At 60.8% G+C, this 18,407-nt stretch carries 23 protein-coding genes; 10 read left to right on the top strand and 13 right to left on the bottom strand.

Annotated features, from left to right (window positions below; all coding sequences use genetic code 11):
• Nucleotides 1–20 precede the first annotated feature (20 nt).
• The 9 genes from IPJ76_17470 (at nt 21) to IPJ76_17430 (ending at nt 8,342) form a co-directional block, all read left to right on the top strand.
• Nucleotides 21–902, top strand: a complete 882-nt coding sequence (locus tag IPJ76_17470; GenBank protein QQR86352.1) for an OmpA family protein — start codon at nt 21–23, stop codon at nt 900–902.
• 157 nt (nt 903–1,059) lie between these two features.
• On the top strand, nt 1,060–2,190 hold the full coding sequence (locus tag IPJ76_17465) for a beta-ketoacyl-ACP synthase III (protein QQR88502.1): 1,131 nt from the start codon (nt 1,060–1,062) through the stop codon (nt 2,188–2,190).
• 54 nt (nt 2,191–2,244) lie between these two features.
• Nucleotides 2,245–2,679, top strand: coding sequence for a hypothetical protein (locus tag IPJ76_17460; protein ID QQR86351.1), 435 nt, complete (start codon nt 2,245–2,247; stop codon nt 2,677–2,679).
• Nucleotides 2,676–3,689 carry a BtrH N-terminal domain-containing protein gene (locus tag IPJ76_17455; protein ID QQR86350.1) on the top strand — a complete coding sequence of 338 codons (1,014 nt, stop codon included), beginning with the start codon at nt 2,676–2,678 and terminating at the stop codon, nt 3,687–3,689. Before IPJ76_17460 ends, IPJ76_17455 begins: the two co-directional genes overlap by 4 nt.
• 2 nt (nt 3,690–3,691) lie before the next feature.
• The gene (locus tag IPJ76_17450) at nt 3,692–4,423 is read left to right on the top strand and encodes an ABC transporter ATP-binding protein (protein QQR86349.1); all 732 of its coding nucleotides are present in this window, start codon (nt 3,692–3,694) and stop codon (nt 4,421–4,423) included.
• Between the two features lie 2 nt (nt 4,424–4,425).
• The gene (locus IPJ76_17445) at nt 4,426–5,706 is read left to right on the top strand and encodes an ABC transporter permease (protein QQR86348.1); all 1,281 of its coding nucleotides are present in this window, start codon (nt 4,426–4,428) and stop codon (nt 5,704–5,706) included.
• A 36-nt stretch (nt 5,707–5,742) separates the two neighbouring features.
• Nucleotides 5,743–6,921 carry a beta-ketoacyl-[acyl-carrier-protein] synthase family protein gene (locus IPJ76_17440; GenBank protein QQR86347.1) on the top strand — a complete coding sequence of 393 codons (1,179 nt, stop codon included), beginning with the start codon at nt 5,743–5,745 and terminating at the stop codon, nt 6,919–6,921.
• On the top strand, nt 6,918–7,973 hold the full coding sequence (locus IPJ76_17435; GenBank protein QQR86346.1) for a beta-ketoacyl synthase chain length factor: 1,056 nt from the start codon (nt 6,918–6,920) through the stop codon (nt 7,971–7,973). Before IPJ76_17440 ends, IPJ76_17435 begins: the two co-directional genes overlap by 4 nt.
• A 105-nt stretch (nt 7,974–8,078) precedes the next feature.
• The gene (locus IPJ76_17430) at nt 8,079–8,342 is read left to right on the top strand and encodes a type B 50S ribosomal protein L31 (protein QQR86345.1); all 264 of its coding nucleotides are present in this window, start codon (nt 8,079–8,081) and stop codon (nt 8,340–8,342) included.
• Nucleotides 8,343–8,411: 69 nt separating this feature from the next.
• Here the strand turns inward: IPJ76_17430 and IPJ76_17425 are convergent, their stop codons facing one another.
• From IPJ76_17425 to IPJ76_17410, 4 genes are all read right to left on the bottom strand, one after another.
• The gene (locus IPJ76_17425; GenBank protein ID QQR86344.1) at nt 8,412–9,014 is read right to left on the bottom strand and encodes a YdeI/OmpD-associated family protein; all 603 of its coding nucleotides are present in this window, start codon (nt 9,012–9,014) and stop codon (nt 8,412–8,414) included.
• A gap of 82 nt (nt 9,015–9,096) precedes the next feature.
• On the bottom strand, nt 9,097–10,302 hold the full coding sequence (pcaF, locus tag IPJ76_17420) for a 3-oxoadipyl-CoA thiolase (GenBank protein ID QQR86343.1): 1,206 nt from the start codon (nt 10,300–10,302) through the stop codon (nt 9,097–9,099).
• Nucleotides 10,299–10,742, bottom strand: coding sequence for a hotdog fold thioesterase (locus tag IPJ76_17415; protein QQR86342.1), 444 nt, complete (start codon nt 10,740–10,742; stop codon nt 10,299–10,301). The genes pcaF and IPJ76_17415 overlap by 4 nt, the downstream gene beginning before the upstream one ends.
• A 78-nt stretch (nt 10,743–10,820) precedes the next feature.
• Nucleotides 10,821–11,369, bottom strand: a complete 549-nt coding sequence (locus tag IPJ76_17410; protein ID QQR86341.1) for a methylated-DNA--[protein]-cysteine S-methyltransferase — start codon at nt 11,367–11,369, stop codon at nt 10,821–10,823.
• Between IPJ76_17410 and IPJ76_17405 the strand changes: the two genes are divergently transcribed.
• A complete protein-coding gene (locus IPJ76_17405; protein ID QQR86340.1) occupies nt 11,368–12,033 on the top strand; it encodes a DUF2461 domain-containing protein in 666 nt (221 codons plus the stop codon). The genes IPJ76_17410 and IPJ76_17405 overlap by 2 nt on opposite strands.
• A 130-nt stretch (nt 12,034–12,163) precedes the next feature.
• Here IPJ76_17405 and IPJ76_17400 read toward each other — a convergent pair whose 3' ends face one another.
• From IPJ76_17400 to IPJ76_17360, 9 genes are all read right to left on the bottom strand, one after another.
• Nucleotides 12,164–12,823: a YceI family protein gene (locus tag IPJ76_17400; protein QQR86339.1), complete on the bottom strand. Its 660-nt coding sequence runs from the start codon at nt 12,821–12,823 to the stop codon at nt 12,164–12,166.
• 73 nt (nt 12,824–12,896) lie between these two features.
• Nucleotides 12,897–14,078, bottom strand: coding sequence for a 3-hydroxybutyryl-CoA dehydrogenase (locus IPJ76_17395; GenBank protein ID QQR86338.1), 1,182 nt, complete (start codon nt 14,076–14,078; stop codon nt 12,897–12,899).
• A gap of 12 nt (nt 14,079–14,090) precedes the next feature.
• Nucleotides 14,091–14,870, bottom strand: coding sequence for a 2-(1,2-epoxy-1,2-dihydrophenyl)acetyl-CoA isomerase (locus IPJ76_17390; protein QQR86337.1), 780 nt, complete (start codon nt 14,868–14,870; stop codon nt 14,091–14,093).
• Nucleotides 14,871–14,918: 48 nt separating this feature from the next.
• A complete protein-coding gene (locus tag IPJ76_17385) occupies nt 14,919–15,167 on the bottom strand; it encodes an energy transducer TonB (GenBank protein QQR86336.1) in 249 nt (82 codons plus the stop codon).
• 170 nt (nt 15,168–15,337) lie between these two features.
• Nucleotides 15,338–16,345, bottom strand: a complete 1,008-nt coding sequence (locus IPJ76_17380) for a DUF3667 domain-containing protein (GenBank protein QQR86335.1) — start codon at nt 16,343–16,345, stop codon at nt 15,338–15,340.
• A 27-nt stretch (nt 16,346–16,372) separates the two neighbouring features.
• Nucleotides 16,373–16,861 (bottom strand): SRPBCC domain-containing protein, encoded by a 489-nt coding sequence (locus IPJ76_17375; protein QQR86334.1) that lies wholly within the window; start codon nt 16,859–16,861, stop codon nt 16,373–16,375.
• 26 nt (nt 16,862–16,887) lie between these two features.
• Complete coding sequence (locus tag IPJ76_17370; GenBank protein QQR86333.1) at nt 16,888–17,262, bottom strand: DUF1428 domain-containing protein; 375 nt, start codon at nt 17,260–17,262, stop codon at nt 16,888–16,890.
• A 203-nt stretch (nt 17,263–17,465) separates the two neighbouring features.
• On the bottom strand, nt 17,466–17,996 hold the full coding sequence (locus tag IPJ76_17365) for an SRPBCC family protein (protein ID QQR86332.1): 531 nt from the start codon (nt 17,994–17,996) through the stop codon (nt 17,466–17,468).
• Between the two features lie 11 nt (nt 17,997–18,007).
• Nucleotides 18,008–18,385 carry a DoxX family protein gene (locus tag IPJ76_17360; protein QQR86331.1) on the bottom strand — a complete coding sequence of 126 codons (378 nt, stop codon included), beginning with the start codon at nt 18,383–18,385 and terminating at the stop codon, nt 18,008–18,010.
• Nucleotides 18,386–18,407 lie beyond the last annotated feature (22 nt).

The following is an 18,407-nucleotide window of genomic DNA, read 5'->3' as shown; positions in this document are numbered from 1 at the left end:
CGGCACCACAAACCTTCCACATGCGCTACCTCGTCGCCCTTCCCGTCGCGGCCCTGCTGGTGTTCTCTTCCTGTGTATCGAAGAAGAAACACCTCGCATTGCAAGCCTCCAACGAAACCCTGCACAACAAGCTCGATGAATGCAACCGCGGGCTCGATGCCTGCCGCGGCGAGAAGAGCGTGCTGGAGGCGCGCATTGCCGAGATGGAGAACAAGAACCAGCATCTCAAGGACCAGGTCGCGCAGCTCAACAGCACCAACACCGCGCTGCTCAACAGCGTGGACCAAATGACCACCCTGACGAAGAAAGAGGCGGAGAACCTGGAGAGATCGCTGGAACAGATCAAGGAGCAGGACCTGCGCATCCGATCGCTGCACGATGCACTGACGAAGAAGGACAGCGTGACCCTTGCCCTTGTGGTGAGCCTGAAGAGCTCGCTGGGCAACCTCAACGACACTGATGTAGTGGTGAACGTGGAGAAGAGCGTGGTGTTCATCTCGCTCAGCGACAAGATGCTCTTCAGCAGCGGCAGCACCAACCTCTCCCCGCGGGCACAGGAGGTGCTGGCCAAGGTGGCCGCCGTGGTGAACGACAAGCCCGAGATGGAAGTGCTGGTGGAGGGCCACACGGACAACGTGCCCATTGCGAAGGATTGCGTGAAGGACAACTGGGACCTGAGCGCCATGCGTGCCACCACCATTGCGCGTGTGCTGCAAACGGACTACAAGGTGGACCCCGCACGTATCACCGCAGGGGGGCGCAGCGAGTACGTGCCGCTGGTGGCCAATGACACCCCTGAGGGGCGTTCGACCAACCGTCGCATCCGCATCGTCATCCTGCCCAAGCTCGACCAGTTCTACGAAATGGTGGAGGATGGGCTGAAGAAGGCGAGCGGGCAGTAGTTTGTCTTGAAGCCCGGCCAGATGGCCAAGGCGTGTCCATCACTCGTTCCGAAGACTATTTTCGCCCGCTTTCGTTCATCCGCACCTCGTCTGGAACCTAAAAGGTCGCCCCGGAAGTGGAACGGAGCTTGGGGGGGACCATTCGATGAGCCAGTCACTGAAGGACGTTTACATCACCCGGGTTTCGGGGTTCCTGCCGCATGCTCCCGTTACCAATGAGGAGATGGAGGCGCGCTTGGGTCTTGTCGACGGCAAGACGAGCCGTGCTCGTGCCATTGTGCTGCGCAACAACGGGATCGTGAAGCGCTATTACGCCATGGATGCCCATGGGAAGGCCACGCACACGAACGCGGCATTGGCTGCCGAAGCGGTGAAACGGCTCGCCCACGGCGGTGTCCGTGTTGAGGACTTCGAGGTGCTGGCCTGCGGCACATCGGCACCCGACCAGCTGCTGCCTTCGCATGCCAGCCAAGTGCATGGACTGTTGCCACACGCCCTGGAGATCATTTCGCCGAGCGGTGCCTGTGCAAGTGGAATGCACGCTTTCAAGTTCGGGTACATGAGCGTGGCCACCGGCTGCAGCCGCAACGCGGTAACGACTGGGAGCGAACTCATCAGCCCCATGATGAGGTCCGTGAACTTCGAAGCGGAGACCGAACGCTTCCGTCAGCTCGATCAGGACCCCATCATCGGTTTCGAGAAGGAATTCCTGCGGTGGATGCTGAGCGATGGCGCCGGTGCCGCGCTTTTGGAGGATGCCCCACGCGGTGAATGCGACCTCAAGGTGGAGTGGGTCGATTCGCGCTCCTTCGCGAACGAACTGCAGGTATGCATGTACCTGGGCGGCGACTTGGACGAGAACGGTGAGTTGGTCGGCTGGAAGGTGAGCCCCCCGGAAGACTTCGCGGGCAAGGCTCTGTTCACCTTCAAGCAGGACGTGAAAGCGCTGGGCAAGTACGTGGTGCCGGTGGGAACGAAGTACCTGGTGGAAGTCCTGGCCAAACACGGTGTGGACAGCCGTTCCATCGATTTCGTGCTCCCTCACGTGTCCTCCAACTTCTTCAAGCAGAAGCTGCACGATGAGTTCGTGGCCCAGGGCATCCCCATGGCTTGGGACCGCTGGTTCATGAACCTCACCGAGGTGGGCAACGTCGGTAGTGCCAGCATCTACCTGATGTTGGACGAACTGGTGCGGAGCGGTCGCTTGCGCAAAGGGCACCGGATCCTGCTGGTGGTGCCGGAGAGCGCCAGGTTCTCCTACAGCTTCGCCTTCCTGACGGTGGTGTGATCACCGTATCGCTGCGTAGGGCGCGTTGTGCACCTTTGCGCCGATCCCACGCCCATGAAGAAGGACGAAGTACCCCAGGACGACGCGAACATGCTCGAGGGCAAGTTCAAGGTGGTGAAGTACGCCGTGAACGAGAACGGTGAGTACGTAAAGGTGCCCAGCGTGGGCTGGGAGCCCGAGAACGTTGTGCTGGGCCAGGCATGGGACGTGATCAATGACCGTGTGGAAGAAGCACGACAGCAAGTACTCGCAGGCAAGACCAGTCCGCTCGCCTTCCACATGGAAAAGAACATGATGGACCCGGAGCTTCTTGCGAAGCACATGGGCATCAATGCCCGCAAGGTGAAGCGCCACTTGGAAGTGAAAGAGTTCGCCTCACTGGATCCGGCCACACTGGAGCAGTATGCAGAAGTGCTGCTCACCTCGGTGGAAGACCTCAAACGCGTGCCGGACCAACCTTACCGCCCGATCACTTCCGCAGGTCTATGAGCAAAGACGTCGCGATCCCGTTCGATCACCAGCAGAGCGCGCACTGCGAGAGCGGGGTCATCAGCAACCTCATGCGCTTCCATGGTGTGCAGGTGAGCGAGCCGCTGGCTTTTGGTATCGGCAGCGGTTTGTTCTACAGCCACATGCCGTTCCTGAAGCTCAACGGCATACCCGTCACCAGTTACCGCATCCTCCCGGGCTGGGTCTTCAAGCGGTTCTGCAAGAACATGGGCGTGCGCATGAAGCGCATGAAGTTCCGCGACCAGGATGAGGCCATGCGCGAGCTGGACCGCGTGCTGGACCAAGGCCTGCCGGTGGGCATGCTCACCAGTGTTTTCTACCTGCCCTATCTGCCACAAGCCTTCCGCTTCCACTTCAACGCGCACAACATCGTGGTCTTCGGCCGCAAGGGCGATGACTACCTGGTGAGCGATCCCGTGATGGACGGCCCAACCGTCATCCATCGCCGGGCGTTGGTGCGTGCGCGCTTCGCGAAAGGGACCCCGGACACCATGGGCCGCATGTACTACCCCACGGAGGTGCCGAAGGGGAGCGACGTGAAAGCCGCTGTGGCCAAGGGTCTGAAGCGCACCGCACGCGACATGAGCAACGTGCCCTTGCCGATGTTCGGAGTTCGCGGGATCCCGTACATCGCCGGCAAGGTGCGCCAGTACGAGAAGAAACTGGGTGATCGCCGCGCGAAGCTCTTCCTCGGGAACATCATAAGGATGCAGGAAGAGATCGGTACTGGTGGAGCAGGCTTCCGCTTCATGTTCGCCGCCTTCCTGCAAGAGGCTGCTCGAATCCTTGAGAAGCCTGAACTGAGGGAACACGCCAAGGAAATGACGCGCATCGGCGACCTGTGGCGCGATTTCGCCTTCGAGGCGGGCCGCATCTGCAAGGGCCGCCCGAGCGAAGGCATGACCTACGATAAGCTGGCCGACAAACTGGAGGTGATCGGCCGCGCGGAGAAGGCCCTGTTCAAGCAATTGGCCAAGTTGCCGCTGTAGTCATGGGCGAGGCCGTCATCCGTGTCTCCGCATTGGTGAAACGCTACGCGGAGCGCACGGCATTGGACGGCATCGACCTCTCCGTTGACCGGGGAGAGTTCCTCGGCTTGCTCGGCCCGAACGGCGCGGGGAAAACCACGCTGATCAGCATCCTCACCGGAGTGCGCCACGCCACTTCAGGTGTTGTGGAAGTCTGTGGAACGGACCTCCGCAGCGACGTGGGCAGAGCAAAACCGCTCATCGGTCTGGTGCCGCAGGAGATCGCTTTGTACGATACGTTGACGGCCCGCGAGAACCTGGTTTTCTTCGGTCAGGTACATGGGCTCGAGAAGGCGACGCTCGCTGAACGTACCGCGGCGCTGTTGCAACGTGTCGGCCTTTGGGAACGCGCCGATGAACGCATTTCCGGATGGAGCGGGGGTATGCAGCGCCGGCTGAACTTGGTGGCCGCGCTCATCCATCAGCCCCAAGTTCTTTTCCTGGATGAACCTACCGTTGGCATCGACGTGCAGAGCCGCGCTGCGATCTGGGAGTTGCTCAAGGAGATCCATTCGGAAGGAACCACAGTGGTGTACACCAGCCACCACATGGAAGAAGCCGAACGGTTGTGCACACGTGTGGTCATCGTTGACCATGGCCGTGTAGTGGCCAACGTGGCCGACCCGGGCCGCGCCGGTGCTGCGAAACTGGAGGAGACGTTCCTGTCCATCACCGGCACAGCTCTACGCGATTGACCATGCTGCGCCGCATTGCCGCCCACATCCGCAAGGAGTTGTTGCTGCTGGTGCGGGACAGGGGAGGGTTGGCCTTGCTCTACCTCATGCCCATGGCCTTGGTCACGATCATGGCCGTGGTGCAGGACGCTCCTTTCCGCGACTTCCGTGACAAGCAGATGAGCGTGCTGTTCGTGGACAACGATGGTCAAGGTGTTGGGGCCCGGGTGCGCGAAGGCTTGAGAGCAGCAGGCCCGTTCACCGTGCACGACGCGCCGGAGGGCATGGCCGGGGAGGCCGTTCGCGAAGTCATCAGGAAGGGTGAGCATCAAGTGGCCGTCATTGTCCCTGCACGCGCAACGGCCACGCTCAACGCAGGCTCGGCGACCACCATTGCCACGGTTTTCTCACCGGGAGACAGCACCGGCATTGTTCGGCCTGACACCTCGGTTGTGCTGGTCATACTGGACCCCACGGTGAAACAAGCGTTCCGCGAATTGGTGAACAGCCACCTAGCGAAGATCCTCGGGGAGATCACCAGCGATCGGCTGCTGAACGATATGGGTGCGCAGATCGCAGAGCTCACCGGTACCGAAGCACCGCAACTCAAACTGGTGAAGCCCATCCTTCAGGTGGGAATGACCATCGCAGGAGCCGAGCTCAGTGGCGACCGAGTGGCTGAGAACAGCACGCAGCACAACGTTCCCGCGTGGACCATTTTCGCCATGTTCTTCATTGTGGTGCTGCTGGCGGGCAACATGGTGAAGGAGCGGAGCGCGGGCATCATGACGCGCCTGCTCACCATGCCAGGTGGTGCCGGCGAACGCATCGCCGCGCGCATGGTCAGCTACCTGCTGGTGTGCGTGTCGCAAGCCGTGCTCTTGTTGCTGATGGGCGTGTTCATCCTACCGTTGCTGGGCTTGGCCGCGTTGGACCTTCACGGGGTGAGCCTGTTGTTGCTTTTGCTGGTGTGCATTGCGGTGGGTGCTGCTGCTACTTCGTTCGGCTTGGCCGCGGGTGCAGTGAGCAGCACGCAACAGCGCAGCGCCGTGTTCGGCAGCACGGCCGTGGTGATCCTCAGTGCCATTGGCGGCATCTGGGTGCCGCTCTACATCATGCCCGAAGCCATGAAGGCCATCGGTCGCCTCTCACCACTGAATTGGAGCATGGAGGCCTTTAACGGGGTACTGCTGCGCCATGCGCCGTTCGGTGAGGTGGCCGTTCAGCTGGCGCCCTTGTTCCTGTTCACGCTGATCTGCCTTGCGTTCGCCATCTTGGCCGAGCGGCGGATGACGCGCCGCTGAACCCACGTGCATCGTCCACCGGTCCATATCGCAGGCATGGGCGTCATCACCGCGCTTGGCGATGATGTGCAAGCCAACTTGGATGCGCTCCTTCACGAGCGCACCGGGGTCGGTCCCATCACCCGGTTGCAGACCCGGCATGCTGCAACCATTCCAGCAGCCGAGATAAAACACCCGAACGAACGGTTGGCTGAGATCGGCGAGGTCAGTGACCCCTATGGATGGACGCGGACAGCCTTGCTTTCGGTGATCGCAGTGCAACAAGCCCTTCGTTCTGCCCGTGTTCCCCTCGACGGTCTGCGGCTCGGCTTCATTTCGGCCAGCACCGCCGGCGGGATGGACAGCAGTGAAGACATCTACGGCCAGTTCTTCACCGATCCCGTTGGGCCGAAGGCGAAGGAATTCGTGGCCACCCATGATCCCGGGGAGCACACCGAAAGGGTGGCAGGACACTTGGGCATCACGGGTTTTGTTACCACCATCAGCACGGCGTGCAGCAGCAGTGCCAACGCCATCATGCTGGGGTCGCGCATGATCCGCGCGGGCAAGCTCGATGCAGCCATCGTGGGCGGCAGCGATGCCCTGAGCAAATACACCATCAACGGATTCAACAGCTTGATGATACTGGACCATCAGCCATGCAGGCCGTTCGATCGCTCGCGCACCGGGCTGAATCTTGGTGAAGCTGCGGGCTATCTCGTTATCATGAGCGATGAAGCGTTGCGCAGGACCGGTGGGACGAGCCTTGGCCGGGTCAGCGGGCACGCCAATACCAACGAGGCGTTCCACGCCACGGCCAGCAGTCCGGAAGGAGAAGGGGCCTTCCTAGCGATGTCGCAAGCCCTTTCCGACGCCGGTCTCACGGCTGGCGACATCCACCATGTCAACGTGCATGGCACCGGCACGCTCAACAATGACCTCAGTGAAAGCCGGGCCTTGGTGCGCTTGTTCAGCGACCGGGTTCCTCCCTTCACCAGCACGAAGACCTACACCGGCCACACGTTGGCAGCCGCGGGTGTGGTTGAAGCGATCTACGCGTTGTTGGCCATCCGCCTCGGTGCGCACTTCGCCACGTTGCGGTTCGCACACCCCATGACCGAAGTGCCGCTGGTTCCGGTTCTGAAGAGTTCAACTGGACACAGCATGCAGCACGTCCTGAGCAGTTCCTTCGGCTTCGGGGGCAACAACACCTCCTTGGTCATCAGCGCGCCATGAGCAAGGTCTTCATTACAGGTGCGAGCGCCATTTCCGCCCAGCCAACGTTCGGTGGCGAAGGAGCTTTGGGGCCGCGTTGGTACGAGGCGCATCCGCTCATGGCCACCATCCCGGACATCAGTTCGTTCGTGCCGCCCATGCAGGCACGGCGCATGACCCGCTTGGTGAAACTGGGCATTGCCGCCGGGATGGATGCGTTGAAGAAGGCTGGCGTTCAGAAACCGGGTGCCGTCATCGTGGGCACGGGTGATGGGTGCAAGCAGAGCACGGAGCGCTTCCTCAACAACATGATCGAGCACGATGAGCAGGTGCCCGACCCAACGGCCTTCATCGGTAGTACGCACAACGGCGTGGCCGGGCAGATCGCCATGGCCGTGGACTGCAAGGGGTACAACTACACCTACCTCCATGCCGGGCTCTCCTTTCCGAGTGCTCTTGCGGATGGTCTGCTGCAGGTGAGGGAAGGCCAGCGCAACGTGCTGGTTGGTGGCGTGGATGTCATCACCCCCGGCTTCATCACCACCCAAGCTTCATGTTGTGTCTGGCGCGCTGAAGCCCGGACCGGCAACCGCGATGTATTGGACCGACCGGGACCCGGCGCCCTGGCAGGGGAGGGCTCAGCCTATTTCGTTCTGGACAGCGAGCCGAACGAAGCTCCCGTGGAGGTCTTGGCCGCAGGGCTCTACCAAGGGCTTACTGCAACCGATTTCCTGAAGGAAGTGCGCACCGGACTGCATGGTGCCGGTCTCGAAACCGACCATGTGGACGCGGTCCTTACCGGCCTTTGCGGCGACACCGCCTTGGATGCTGACTACCCAGCTTTGATTGAGCCCTTCCCAAATGCCGGAGCAGCGGCTTACAAGCATCTGACAGGGGAGTACTACACTGCCAATGCACTGGGCACGTGGTTCCTCTGGGACGGTCTGCGTTCAGGGCAATGGCCCGCAGCCATGGTACACAAGCCCATACCCGTTGGCGCCACCGTGGGGCTGCTGCTGGACCACTTCCGGAACAACAACCGGTCGTTCGTGCTGCTGCGGAAGTCGGGCTGAGCCACGGAACCCATTGGTTGTCGGGTAAGGATATACGCCTACATTCGCGGCCCGTTCGCAGACATTCCCCAACAGTTGGATGGCGGCGGACACAACCAAACGACCATGAAACAAGGCATCCACCCCGAGAACTACCGCTTGGTGGTGTTCAAGGACATGAGCAACGACTACATGTTCATCACCAAGAGCTGCACCAACACCAAGGACACCATCACCTACGAAGGCCAGGAGTATCCGTTGGTGAAGATCGATATCAGCCACACCAGCCACCCGTTCTACACCGGCAAGATGATGCTGGTGGACACCGCTGGTCGCGTGGACAAGTTCAAGAAGCGTTTCGCCCGCCACATCAAGGAGGAAGGCAAGTAAGCCCTGCCCATACAAGCACGAAGCCCCGCTGGTCCAACCGGCGGGGCTTCTTCATTCGGTCAGGTTTCTTCAGGCGCTGTACTTGTCGTTCTTGCCCTGCCCCTCGCGGATCATCTCCAAAGCTTGGGCGATGCGGCGCTTCTTGGTTTCCTCCTGCTTGGCATCGGTCACCCACTCGGCGTACTCCCGCTTGTGGCTTGTGCTGAACTTCTCCCAGTGGGCCCAGGCAGCTTCGTCCTTCATCAGCACGGCTTCCAGTTCCTCCGGCACCACCAATGCCCGCCGTGGTTTGGCATCCGTGAGCTTGGTGCCTTTCTCGTTCAACCCAACGGCCTGGCAAACCAGATCGGCAAACGCCTTTTCGTTGATGGCGTCCCCTTCGTGCAAGTGGTAGGCCCGCATGCCCTTGTCCTCGCCCTTGGCCAGCGGCTGGAAGAGCTTCTTGGGGTCCTTGATGAGCGAACCTTTGTGGAACCACACAGCCACGTGCTCCTTGAACGACTGCAGTCCGATCATGATGCCCTTGTGGTCGAAGTGCGGGCTGTTCCATTTCCAGGTCTCCACCGCATCGGGGCACTCGGCATGGATTAGCTGGCGCAAGCGCACCAGCAGGCGGCGTTTCCACTCGTCCTGCTCGGCGATGTACTGGTTGATCTGCTCGGTTACGACCATGTGGGGAGGGCGATGGTGAGGGGGGCGAAACTATGCGCCGGGGAAACGGTCCTGTCGCGCTTGAGCCTGGGTTGTGAACCGGTCAAGCACGCTCAATTATGGCTGCGTACCCCTGGCCAACACCGATGCACATGGTGCAAAGGGCGTAACGCTTAGCGGTGGCTTGCAGTTCAAGAGCCGCTGTTTGCAGCAGACGGGCCCCGCTCATGCCCAGTGGATGGCCTAGGGCGATGGCTCCACCATTGGGGTTAAGGCGGGGGTCGTTGTCAGCAATGCCCAGTGCCCTGGTGCAGCTAAGGGCTTGGGCCGCAAAGGCTTCATTCAGTTCGATGATGTCCATGTCGTCGAGCTTCACCCCGGCGCGCTTCAGGGCCAGTTTGGTGGCATTCACCGGGCCGATGCCCATGATGCGTGGTTCCACGCCCACCACCGCCGCGGTTACGATGCGGGCCAAAGGCTTCAACCCATGCTCCTTCAATCCGGTCTCGCTGGCCACCAGCACGGCGGCGGCACCATCGTTCAGGCCACTGCTGTTACCGGCCGTCACGGTGCCGTTCTTCCTGAAGGCGGGCTTCAAACCGCCCAGACCTTCCATGGTGGTCTTGGGCTTTACGAATTCGTCGGTGGCGAACAGGATCGGGTCGCCCTTGCGTTGAGGGATGGGAACAGGGGCGATCTCTTGTGCGAGTCGACCGTTGGACTGGGCAGCCGCAGCTTTTTGCTGGCTCCAGAGCGCAAATCGGTCCTGGTCTTCCCGGCTGATGGGTTGATCTTCCAAGAGGTTCTCCGCCGTTTCGCCCATGGCATCCACACCGAACTTCTCCTTCATGGCCGGGTTGATGAACCGCCAACCGAAGCTGCTGTCGAAGAGTTGCGCATCCCGGCCGTAAGGGGTGCTGGTCTTGCTCATCACCCAAGGGCCACGGGTCATGTGCTCCACGCCACCGGCAATGAGTACATCGCCATGGTTCGCCGCGATGGCTCTCCCGGCTTGAACAACTGCACTCATTCCACTTGCGCACAGTCGATTAACTGTTTCGCCAGGAGCGCTCACCGGATAGCCGGCCAGCAGCAATGCCATCCGTGCAACGTTGCGGTTGTCCTCACCGGCTTGGTTGGCGCAACCGAGGATGACGTCGTCGATGGCGGCAGGATCCAAGCCGGGTTGGCGCTTGAGAAGTTCCCGGAGGGCGTGGGCGGCCAGGTCATCGGCGCGGACCGGGGCCAAGGTGCCGGCGAAGCTGCCGATGGGGGTACGTACTGCGTCAACGATATAGGCTGCGTTCATTCTTCGCTGGGGGTCAGTTCAGGGAACCAAGGTTTGCCGGTGCGGAACACGGTGCCCCGGAACAGGGCCACGGTCTTGTTCGTCTGGTCGGTAATGCGCACGTCGTACCGACCGAAGCGCCGGCTGCGCTCCAGCTCACTGGCAATGGCGGTGAGCACATCGCCCTCCTTCACAGGCCGGGTGTGGGCTATGGAGGTTTCCACGCTCACGCACTGGATGCCGTGACTGTTGCTGGCAAAGGCCAGGCAACTATCGGCCAGTGAGTAGGTGATGCCGCCGTGGGCGATCGCGAAACCGTTCAGCATGTCGCGCTTCACGGTCAACCCCAGGGTGCAGGTTCCGGCATCCACAACCAACCGCTCAATGCCCAACCAGATGCTGAAGGGGTCGTTGTCGTACATCCGGGCCACGATCTTCTCCGCCAGCGCCTTCGGTTCCATGGGCGCAAGGTAGCGGCGGCGCCACAGGCGCCCTTCCCACGAGGGGCGCGTTGCAAACGCGCCCCGACCAATGGCCGCTCAATCGAAGAGTTCCTTGGCCAGCACGCCCTCGTGCTCCAGCAGCCACTTCTTGCGCCAGATGCCGCCAGCATAGCCCGTGAGCAAGCCGGTCTTGCCCATCACCCGGTGGCAGGGCACCAGGATCAGCAACGGGTTCACCGCGCAGGCCGTGCCTGCTGAGCGTGGATTACCGCCCACCTCCGCCGCCAACTGCTCGTAGGTGATGGCTTGCCCTTGGGGTATGGCCGAAAGCCGGGTCCAAACCTTGCGGCGGTATGGACTACCTACTTGGTACAAGGCCAGGTCGAATTTCTTGCGGGTGCCTTTGAAGTAACCGGCCAGTTGGAGCAGGGCTTCCTTGAGGAGTTTGGGTTGTTTGCCCCGCAGGCCACGCCCGGGGCTGCTGAACGACACACTGGTGATCCGCTCGCCATCGCATTCCACGTAAACCTTGCCAACGGGGCTGGTGATGCTGCCGACGTACATCGGGCCGAACAGTTCCGGGGTGGTATTGGCGGTCTCCCTTTTCATGGCACCTTCGGCCTCCACCCCAAAGAAAACCACCATGGCCTGGTTCACCAACGACTTCAACGCCTTCTTCAAAGACCTGGCGAAGAACAACAACAAGGAATGGTTCGATGCAAACCGCAAGCGCTACGAGGCCAGCGTGAAGAAGCCCTTCGAGGCCTTCGTCGGCGAGGCCATCAAGCGTATCGCCAAGCACGACAAGGCCATTGCCATCGAGCCGAAGGAGGCCATCTTCGGCATCAACAAAGACATCCGGTTCAGCAAGGACAAGACGCCCTACAAGCTGGAGACATCGGCCATCATATCACCCGCTGGACGCAAGGACCATGCGGTGCCCGGCATCTACTTCGCCTTGGGCCCCGAGGCTGTGAAGATCTACGGCGGTTGCTACCAGCCTGAGAAGGACCAATTGGAGAAGATCCGTACGGCCATAGTGCGCGATCCGAAGGGCTTCCGCAAGGTCATTGAAGCCAAGGCGTTCGTGAGCACCTTCGGAAGCGTGCAGGGCGAAGCCAACAAAGTGCTGCCCGCCGAGTTCAAGGAAGCGGCCAAGAAGGAGCCGCTCATCGCCAATAAGCAGTTCTATGTAGGGGTTGACCGTCCGGCCAAGCTGGTGGCGGATGCCAAGCTCATTGATGTGCTCATGGCCCACTACCTGGCCATGTGCCCGTTCAATGCGTGGATGGCCGGTGCGCTGAAGTGAGCGTGTGCGCTTGAAGCGCACTTCCCAGTGGAGCGCGTTGCAAACGCGCTCCGGCCGTGGTAGCAAACGCGCCCCGGCAGAAAACAAGAAAGCCCCATTGCTGGGGCTTTCCTGCTTTCACCAAACGCGGTTACTGAGCAGCCTTGCCGCTGAGCTCCACGGTCAGTTCGATGTTATCGTTCAGCACGGCCTCTTTGCTGCCGCTGTCCCACTTCACGTTGTACTTCTGGCGGTCGAACACCAGTTTGCCGGTGGCGGTCATGCTGCCGTCTTCGTTCGGGGTAACAACGATATCCGTGATGGTCTCGCTGTTGGTCTTACCACGAACGGTGAGGTCGGCGGTGGCGGTGTTGCCGTTAGCGCTGGTTATCTTCAGCGTAGCCGTGGGGAAGCTGTCCACTGCGAAGAAATCAGGGCTCATCAGGTGGCCCATGAGCATGGCGCGGGTGCCCTTTTCGCTGCCGTCGGGCGCATAGTTGGTGTCGGTCATCGTGTAGCTCTTCATGTCCACGGTGAATTCACCGCCGGAGAGCATACCACCCTTGGTCATCACGGTGCCATTGCTGAACAGCAGGGTACCCGTGTGGTTCTTGATGCCCAGCATGGTGCCGGTCCAGTTCACTTTGCTGGAAGCGGCATCGATGGTGTAGGTCATTTCCTGCGCAGCAGCAGCGGCGAGGCTATCGGCCTCGGCCTTGGCTTTTGCAGCGGCTTGCTCTTCGGCGTTGGGGCCGCAGGCAACAAGGAACAGGGCAGCCAGGGTGGCAGCGGTAGCAACTTGGAATTTCATGGTGTGGTTTGGTCGGTTCGTTTCCGGGGCCGCGAATTAAACACGGGCAACGCCCTCCGTTACTTGAACCAGTTCAATAAAATGCGGCACCCTTGGCAGCCAAGCGCCGCAACAGCGGACTGGGTCGGTAGCGGTCCTCTCCGTATTCAGCCTGCAGGTGTTCCAGTTCCGCAAGACAGGTGGGAAGCCCCAGGTCATCCGCCCACTTCAGAAGCCCCTTTGGGTAGTTGACGCCCTTTGTCATCGCCAGGTCGATGTCCTCGCGGTTGGCAACGCCGAGGTGCAAGGCATCCGCAGCTTCGTTGATGAGCATGACGAGGATGCGCAGGTGGATGCTGCCGAGAAGGTGTTGGTCCCCCTTGGCTTCGCTCGGAGTGACAAGCACTTGGGGTTGACCTTGGTCATAGGTGTAGTACCCACGACCTGTCTTGCGTCCCAGCCAGCCAGCCTCGACCTGGCGCTGCTGGGTGAAGCTGGGTTTGTAACGCGGGTCGAAGAAGAAGCTCTCCCAAACGGTTTTCGTCACCGTGAAGTTGATGTCGTTGCCGATGAGGTCCATCAGCTCGAACGGGCCCATCTTGAAACCACCGACCTCCTTCATGGCGCGGTCGATGGTGGGCATGTCCGCAATACCCTCTTCGAAGATCCGGATCGCCTCACCGTAGAACGGCCGTGCCACACGATTCACGATGAAGCCGGGGGTGTCCTTGCAGACCACCGGTGTTTTGCCCCAAGCCTTCATGATTGCTGTGCACGAAGCCGCCAGTTCGGAAGCCGTTTGCAAACCCGGGACTACTTCCACCAGCGGCAGTAGTGGAGCGGGGTTGAAGAAGTGCAGCCCGATGACGCGTTCGGGCTTCTTGCAAGCCGCGGCGATGGCCGTTACCGAAAGCGAGGAGGTGTTGGTAGCAAGCACGGCATCCTCGCCAACCAGTGTTTCCAGTTCAGCGAAGACCTTCTTCTTGATGACCAGATCCTCGACGATGGCTTCAATGACCAATCCACACGAGCCAAGGTCCTTCAGGTTGGTGGCCGGCTTCAGACGGTCGCCGATGGCTATGCCTTGTTCCGGGGTGAACTTGCCCTTCTCCACCAGCTTGGTGATGGTGCCGCGCAAGCCGATCAGTGCTCGTTCAATGGCAGCGCTGTTGGCATCGTAGAGGTAACACGTGTGCCCGGCCTGGGCAGCCACTTGCGCAATGCCGCTGCCCATGGTGCCCGCGCCGATGACGCCAACGATGGTGTTCTGGTCCATGCGGCGAAGGTCTTATTCGCCCTTGTAAACGGGCTTGCGCTTTTCCAGGAACGCCTGCACACCCTCGTTGTAGTCATGGCTCCGGCCGGCGATGGTCTGGAGCTCGTTCTCCGCGTCCAGTTGGGCGTCGAGGGTGTTGTATTGCGCTCGGTTGAGGGCCTCCTTGGTGAGGGCAATGGCCTTGGTGGGCATGGCGGCCAAACGGGTGGCCAGTGCTGTTGCCTCGTTCATCAGATCGGCATCGGGCACGCACTTCCAGATCATGCCTTGGGCCTCCGCATCCTTGGCGCTCACTTTGGGCGCCAGTATCATCTGCCCGAAGGCGCGCTGCATACCGACCAGACGAGGCAAGGTGTGCGTGCCGCCGCTGTCCGGGATGAGCCCGATGTTGATGAAGCTCTGGATGAAGTTGGCGCTCTCGGCGGCCAGGGTCAGGTCGCAGGCGTAGGCGATGTTGGCGCCAGCTCCTGCGGCAACGCCGTTCACGGCCCCTACCACCGGCTTCGGTAGTGCCCGCAGGCGTCTCACGATAGGGTTGTACTGGGTGGTAAGGATGTCCTCGATCTTGGTGCCTGGAGCAATGGCTTCGGCCAGGTCTTGCCCCGCACTGAAGGCCCGGCCCTCGCCGGAGAGCAGCACTGCCCGCACGTTAGCATCGGACTTGCATTGATCCAACGCAGCGATCACCTCCAGCGCCATCTCCCGGTCGAAGCTGTTGAGCTTGTCCGGGCGGTTGAGGCGGATGGTGGCAACGGAGCCGGAGATGGAGAAGAGGATCTTGGAGTAGGACATGGGGCGAAGATCAGCACATGACACGACCGTTGCTGAGGCCGACCGGTTTCAATCATTCGGTTCGAACCGGACAGGCACGAGCATTTCGCCAACCGTGCACTTGAAGTCGAACCTCTTCATCAGTCCAAGCTCAAAGTCCTTGTCCACCCCGACCAAGGCTGCTCTCCCACAGCCCATCCCGATATCCTGAATGATACGCTTGTCCTTCACTTGGCAGAGTGTATCCACTGTTACGCCCAGAATGACGCTTCCTTCAAGATCCGCGTCCCTTGCTTCCTCCGGGTAGTACACGTCCATGTGCATGGTGGGGTAAACCGGAGCAAGCCCACCGCCGATAACAAATGTGGGATCAGTGCCTTGGCCGAGACACATCGGGGATAGCCACATCCCGCACACCGCAAGCAGAAAGAACTGTCTCATTCCAGGCATTGGCCGAAGATAGCTCATTGGCCATCGCGGTCCCATGCTCACACCCACATGAAACCCACCACGAAGAAGACCAGCACCAGCACCGCCGTAGCCAAGTAGTAGGGCAAGGCCAGGAGGAAGCTGTACCCGATGGCCGCGCCGATGGACTTCCGGTAAACCAGCTTGAGCGCGAGAATGAAATACACGACCATGGCGATGGTGGCCACCAGACCCACCACGGCGGAAAGGAATTCGGGCAGCACGAACCCCAGCAGCGTTTGCACGATGCTGATCAGGAACGAGGCGATGTGGACGTGCACGCTGAAGATGAAGTGCTCATAGTAGAACCGCCGTCGTGCCACGAGCAGTTCAAGCAGCACCGCCAGGAAGGGCATGAGCAGGAACATGCTGTAGCTCATGGCCTTGGGGAAGAGGCGCATGAGGTAGGTCATCGCGGCTTGTTGGTCGTCAGGTATGTGCGCCAAACCGGCGAGGAGCCGCCGGTTGATCCACTTCGGTTCCCAGCCGATGGATACCAGGGCACTGTCGAGCTCTTCGCGCGTTAGGCGATCGGCACGGGGTCGCAAACGGTCCAGCAAAGAATCGGGAACGGTGAAGCTCGCTTCGATCTCGCCGTTTTCCATGGCAACCCGTTCTCCTTGTACGGAGTCCGTTGGGATGGTGTCCGCGCTTTCGGTGCTTGTGCTATCGGCTACAGCAGGTTTCAACCGCAGCCCCGCCACGTTGCCGTTGTTGAGCGACACGCCGAGAAGGAAGAAGTACACAACGCTGGTGAAGATGTACAGCCGGCCGGGCGGCACGAAACGGGCGCGTTTGCCGGCCAGGTAATCATCGGTGATCTTCCCCGGCACCGCCATGGCCCGGAGCGTTGCCCACAGCTTCCCATCGAAGTGAGTGATGCTCTCGATGAACTCAAAGAAGAGATGGCCGATCGGTACCCGCAGTTCGTGGTTCTCCTGTCCGCAGCGACTGCAGAATTCATCGTCGTGGCGCAGATGATTGCCGCAATTGGGGCAATCGCTGCTCTTGCGGCGTTGTTTGCTCATGCAGGGCCGCCAAAGTAGGCGCAGGGCTCAATCCAAGCTGGTCGCCAAGGCATCCATGCTATCGCACCAACCGCCCACGTGACTATCGCGTGAGGCTACGGTGGCAAGACCGGTCTGCCGGAATTCCATGCGTGTGCGCTGCCCCTCTTCGTGCAGATCAACAGTGACCAACGTGTGGTGGTGTGCCGGATTCACCGGCACGGGCGGCTTCTCCCACTGGTGTGTGAAGGCCAAGTGGCCCACGGGGTGAACAGCGGTGTAGCGCCCGTAGATCGGGATATCCTCACCGTGCGGGTTGCGCAATACCACGCGGTAGCTGCCTCCCTCGCGCACATCGGCCTCTGCGCTCTCCGTGCTGAAGGCCGCACAGCCGAACCACTTCACCAGCATCGCGGGCGTGGTCCAGGCCTTCCAGACCAGTTCGCGTGGCGCATTGAACACCCGCGTGATGCGGATCTCGTCGGCGGCCGGGGTTGAGACGTTGTTGCGGGCGTGTTGGGCTATCAGCGTATCCATACCGGCTAAGGTACCCCCCCCGCTACTTATCCCTTCTCCACCAGCCCAACGAAGCCCCCATACGCCATGCGCTTATGGTCGAAGATTGGCGTCTTCATCTGCTCGCGGTACATCTTGTCCATGCGCGGGTCGGCCATCACCTTCTTGTTGACCTGGTCGCGGTGCTTGCGGTTGCGGTACACGATCCAGGAGAACACGACCGTATCACCCGGCTTGCATTTCGCCGCCTTGGGGAAGGGGTAGAGGATGCCCTCGTGCTCCAGGTCTTCACCGGCGCATTCCCAGTATTGCAGGGCGCCGTGGTCCATCCAGACCTTGCTCGCGGCGGTCGCTAGCTTCTTGTAACGTGCCAGTGCCTTCTTCGGAACAGCGATCATGAAACCATCGATGTAGTGTGCCATGCATTGAGCGCCGTAGCCCGGCGAAGGCGTTTGTCATGTTATAGATAAGGGGTCCCAAAGGTTTGGTCGCACAGAGCGTCACACGGAGACACGGAGGCTCGGAGAAATACCCGACCGCCAGCGCAGCTGGCGCACTCCGTGTCTCCGTGCCTCCGTGTGCGCATCCGGCCTCTATGGGAGTGCGCAACCAGTGATCTGCCGACTCAATTGTGTTTCTCTGCTTGTGCCTTCAGCCCAGCGAGACCGCTCTCGAAGTCCTTGCCGATCATTTTGTCCATCGGGATGAACAGGCTCATGAGCTTTCCCATGAAGAGGTTGGGGCCATCCATGGTCCACCGCACGGTGGTGGCATGGCCTTGCGGCGTGAAATAGAAGTGCGTGATGCAGTCGTTCTTGAAGGGGCGAATGAAGCGCAGGTCGATCTTCACACCACTGTTCGATGCTGCGAGGATCTCCATGGTGCCTTCACCCGCCTTGTTATTCCCGCTCCAGGCGTATTTGGCGCCTACGCCGTGCGCCGCACCGAGATGATCGCGCTTCATGGTCGGGTCCAGTTTTTCCCACGGGCTCCAAGGCTTCCAGTTGTGGAAGTCAGCGATGTGCGGAAGGATCTTCTCCGGTGAAGCATTGATCACCGCGCTGCGTTCGTAGTGAACGGTGTTCGGCTTCAGCGAAGCGGCGATTAGGATGCCGACGATGATGACGGCGAGACCGATGAGGATGTAGAGCAGCATGATTTCAGGGTTCAGTTTCTTGGTTGAAGACGCTTGTGGTGGAGCCAGTAGGCCCAGACGAGCACCGCTATGAATACGAACACGGGCAACCAGCTCGCGATGGGATCGCCCACCGCGGCAAAGGACACGATGGCCGCCACCAGATCAACGAAGAAGCCGAAGTAGGCCCATTCCTTCACGCGTGCAGGTACCATGGGCAGCAGGATGGCGATGGCGCCCAGCACCTTGGCCCAGGAGACGAGTTGGATGAAGTATAACGGGTAGCCCAGGTGGTCGTGAAGCATGGCCACGGCTTCGGGCATCAGGGTGATGCCGCCGTAGGAGGAGAAGATCATGAAGCCGCTGAAGAGTGCGGTGATGATCCAGTAAGTGATGTTGAGTTTCTTCATGGGGTTGCGTTGTTGGGGCGCG

It is taken from the genome of Flavobacteriales bacterium (assembly GCA_016699575.1).
Taxonomy (GTDB): Bacteria; Bacteroidota; Bacteroidia; order Flavobacteriales_F; family PHOS-HE28; genus PHOS-HE28.
The sequence above is the reverse complement of the archived record's forward strand: the minus strand, read 5'-3'. Positions and strand labels throughout refer to the sequence as shown.

Coding starts and splice junctions, on each gene's coding strand:
- IPJ76_17440 (QQR86347.1), top strand. CDS start 5,743: ATGGGCGTCATCACCGCGCTTGGCGATGATGTGCAAGCCAACTTGGAT.
- IPJ76_17365 (QQR86332.1), bottom strand. CDS start 17,996: ATGCTGCTCTACATCCTCATCGGTCTCGCCGTCATCATCGTCGGCATC.
- IPJ76_17425 (QQR86344.1), bottom strand. CDS start 9,014: ATGGTCGTAACCGAGCAGATCAACCAGTACATCGCCGAGCAGGACGAG.
- IPJ76_17430 (QQR86345.1), top strand. CDS start 8,079: ATGAAACAAGGCATCCACCCCGAGAACTACCGCTTGGTGGTGTTCAAG.
- IPJ76_17410 (QQR86341.1), bottom strand. CDS start 11,369: ATGGTGGTTTTCTTTGGGGTGGAGGCCGAAGGTGCCATGAAAAGGGAG.
- IPJ76_17360 (QQR86331.1), bottom strand. CDS start 18,385: ATGAAGAAACTCAACATCACTTACTGGATCATCACCGCACTCTTCAGC.
- IPJ76_17390 (QQR86337.1), bottom strand. CDS start 14,870: ATGTCCTACTCCAAGATCCTCTTCTCCATCTCCGGCTCCGTTGCCACC.
- IPJ76_17450 (QQR86349.1), top strand. CDS start 3,692: ATGGGCGAGGCCGTCATCCGTGTCTCCGCATTGGTGAAACGCTACGCG.
- IPJ76_17435 (QQR86346.1), top strand. CDS start 6,918: ATGAGCAAGGTCTTCATTACAGGTGCGAGCGCCATTTCCGCCCAGCCA.
- IPJ76_17470 (QQR86352.1), top strand. CDS start 21: ATGCGCTACCTCGTCGCCCTTCCCGTCGCGGCCCTGCTGGTGTTCTCT.
- IPJ76_17455 (QQR86350.1), top strand. CDS start 2,676: ATGAGCAAAGACGTCGCGATCCCGTTCGATCACCAGCAGAGCGCGCAC.
- IPJ76_17380 (QQR86335.1), bottom strand. CDS start 16,345: ATGAGCAAACAACGCCGCAAGAGCAGCGATTGCCCCAATTGCGGCAAT.
- IPJ76_17395 (QQR86338.1), bottom strand. CDS start 14,078: ATGGACCAGAACACCATCGTTGGCGTCATCGGCGCGGGCACCATGGGC.
- IPJ76_17370 (QQR86333.1), bottom strand. CDS start 17,262: ATGGCACACTACATCGATGGTTTCATGATCGCTGTTCCGAAGAAGGCA.
- IPJ76_17415 (QQR86342.1), bottom strand. CDS start 10,742: ATGGAACCGAAGGCGCTGGCGGAGAAGATCGTGGCCCGGATGTACGAC.
- IPJ76_17405 (QQR86340.1), top strand. CDS start 11,368: ATGGCCTGGTTCACCAACGACTTCAACGCCTTCTTCAAAGACCTGGCG.
- IPJ76_17375 (QQR86334.1), bottom strand. CDS start 16,861: ATGGATACGCTGATAGCCCAACACGCCCGCAACAACGTCTCAACCCCG.
- IPJ76_17445 (QQR86348.1), top strand. CDS start 4,426: ATGCTGCGCCGCATTGCCGCCCACATCCGCAAGGAGTTGTTGCTGCTG.
- pcaF (QQR86343.1), bottom strand. CDS start 10,302: ATGAACGCAGCCTATATCGTTGACGCAGTACGTACCCCCATCGGCAGC.
- IPJ76_17385 (QQR86336.1), bottom strand. CDS start 15,167: ATGGACGTGTACTACCCGGAGGAAGCAAGGGACGCGGATCTTGAAGGA.
- IPJ76_17460 (QQR86351.1), top strand. CDS start 2,245: ATGAAGAAGGACGAAGTACCCCAGGACGACGCGAACATGCTCGAGGGC.
- IPJ76_17400 (QQR86339.1), bottom strand. CDS start 12,823: ATGAAATTCCAAGTTGCTACCGCTGCCACCCTGGCTGCCCTGTTCCTT.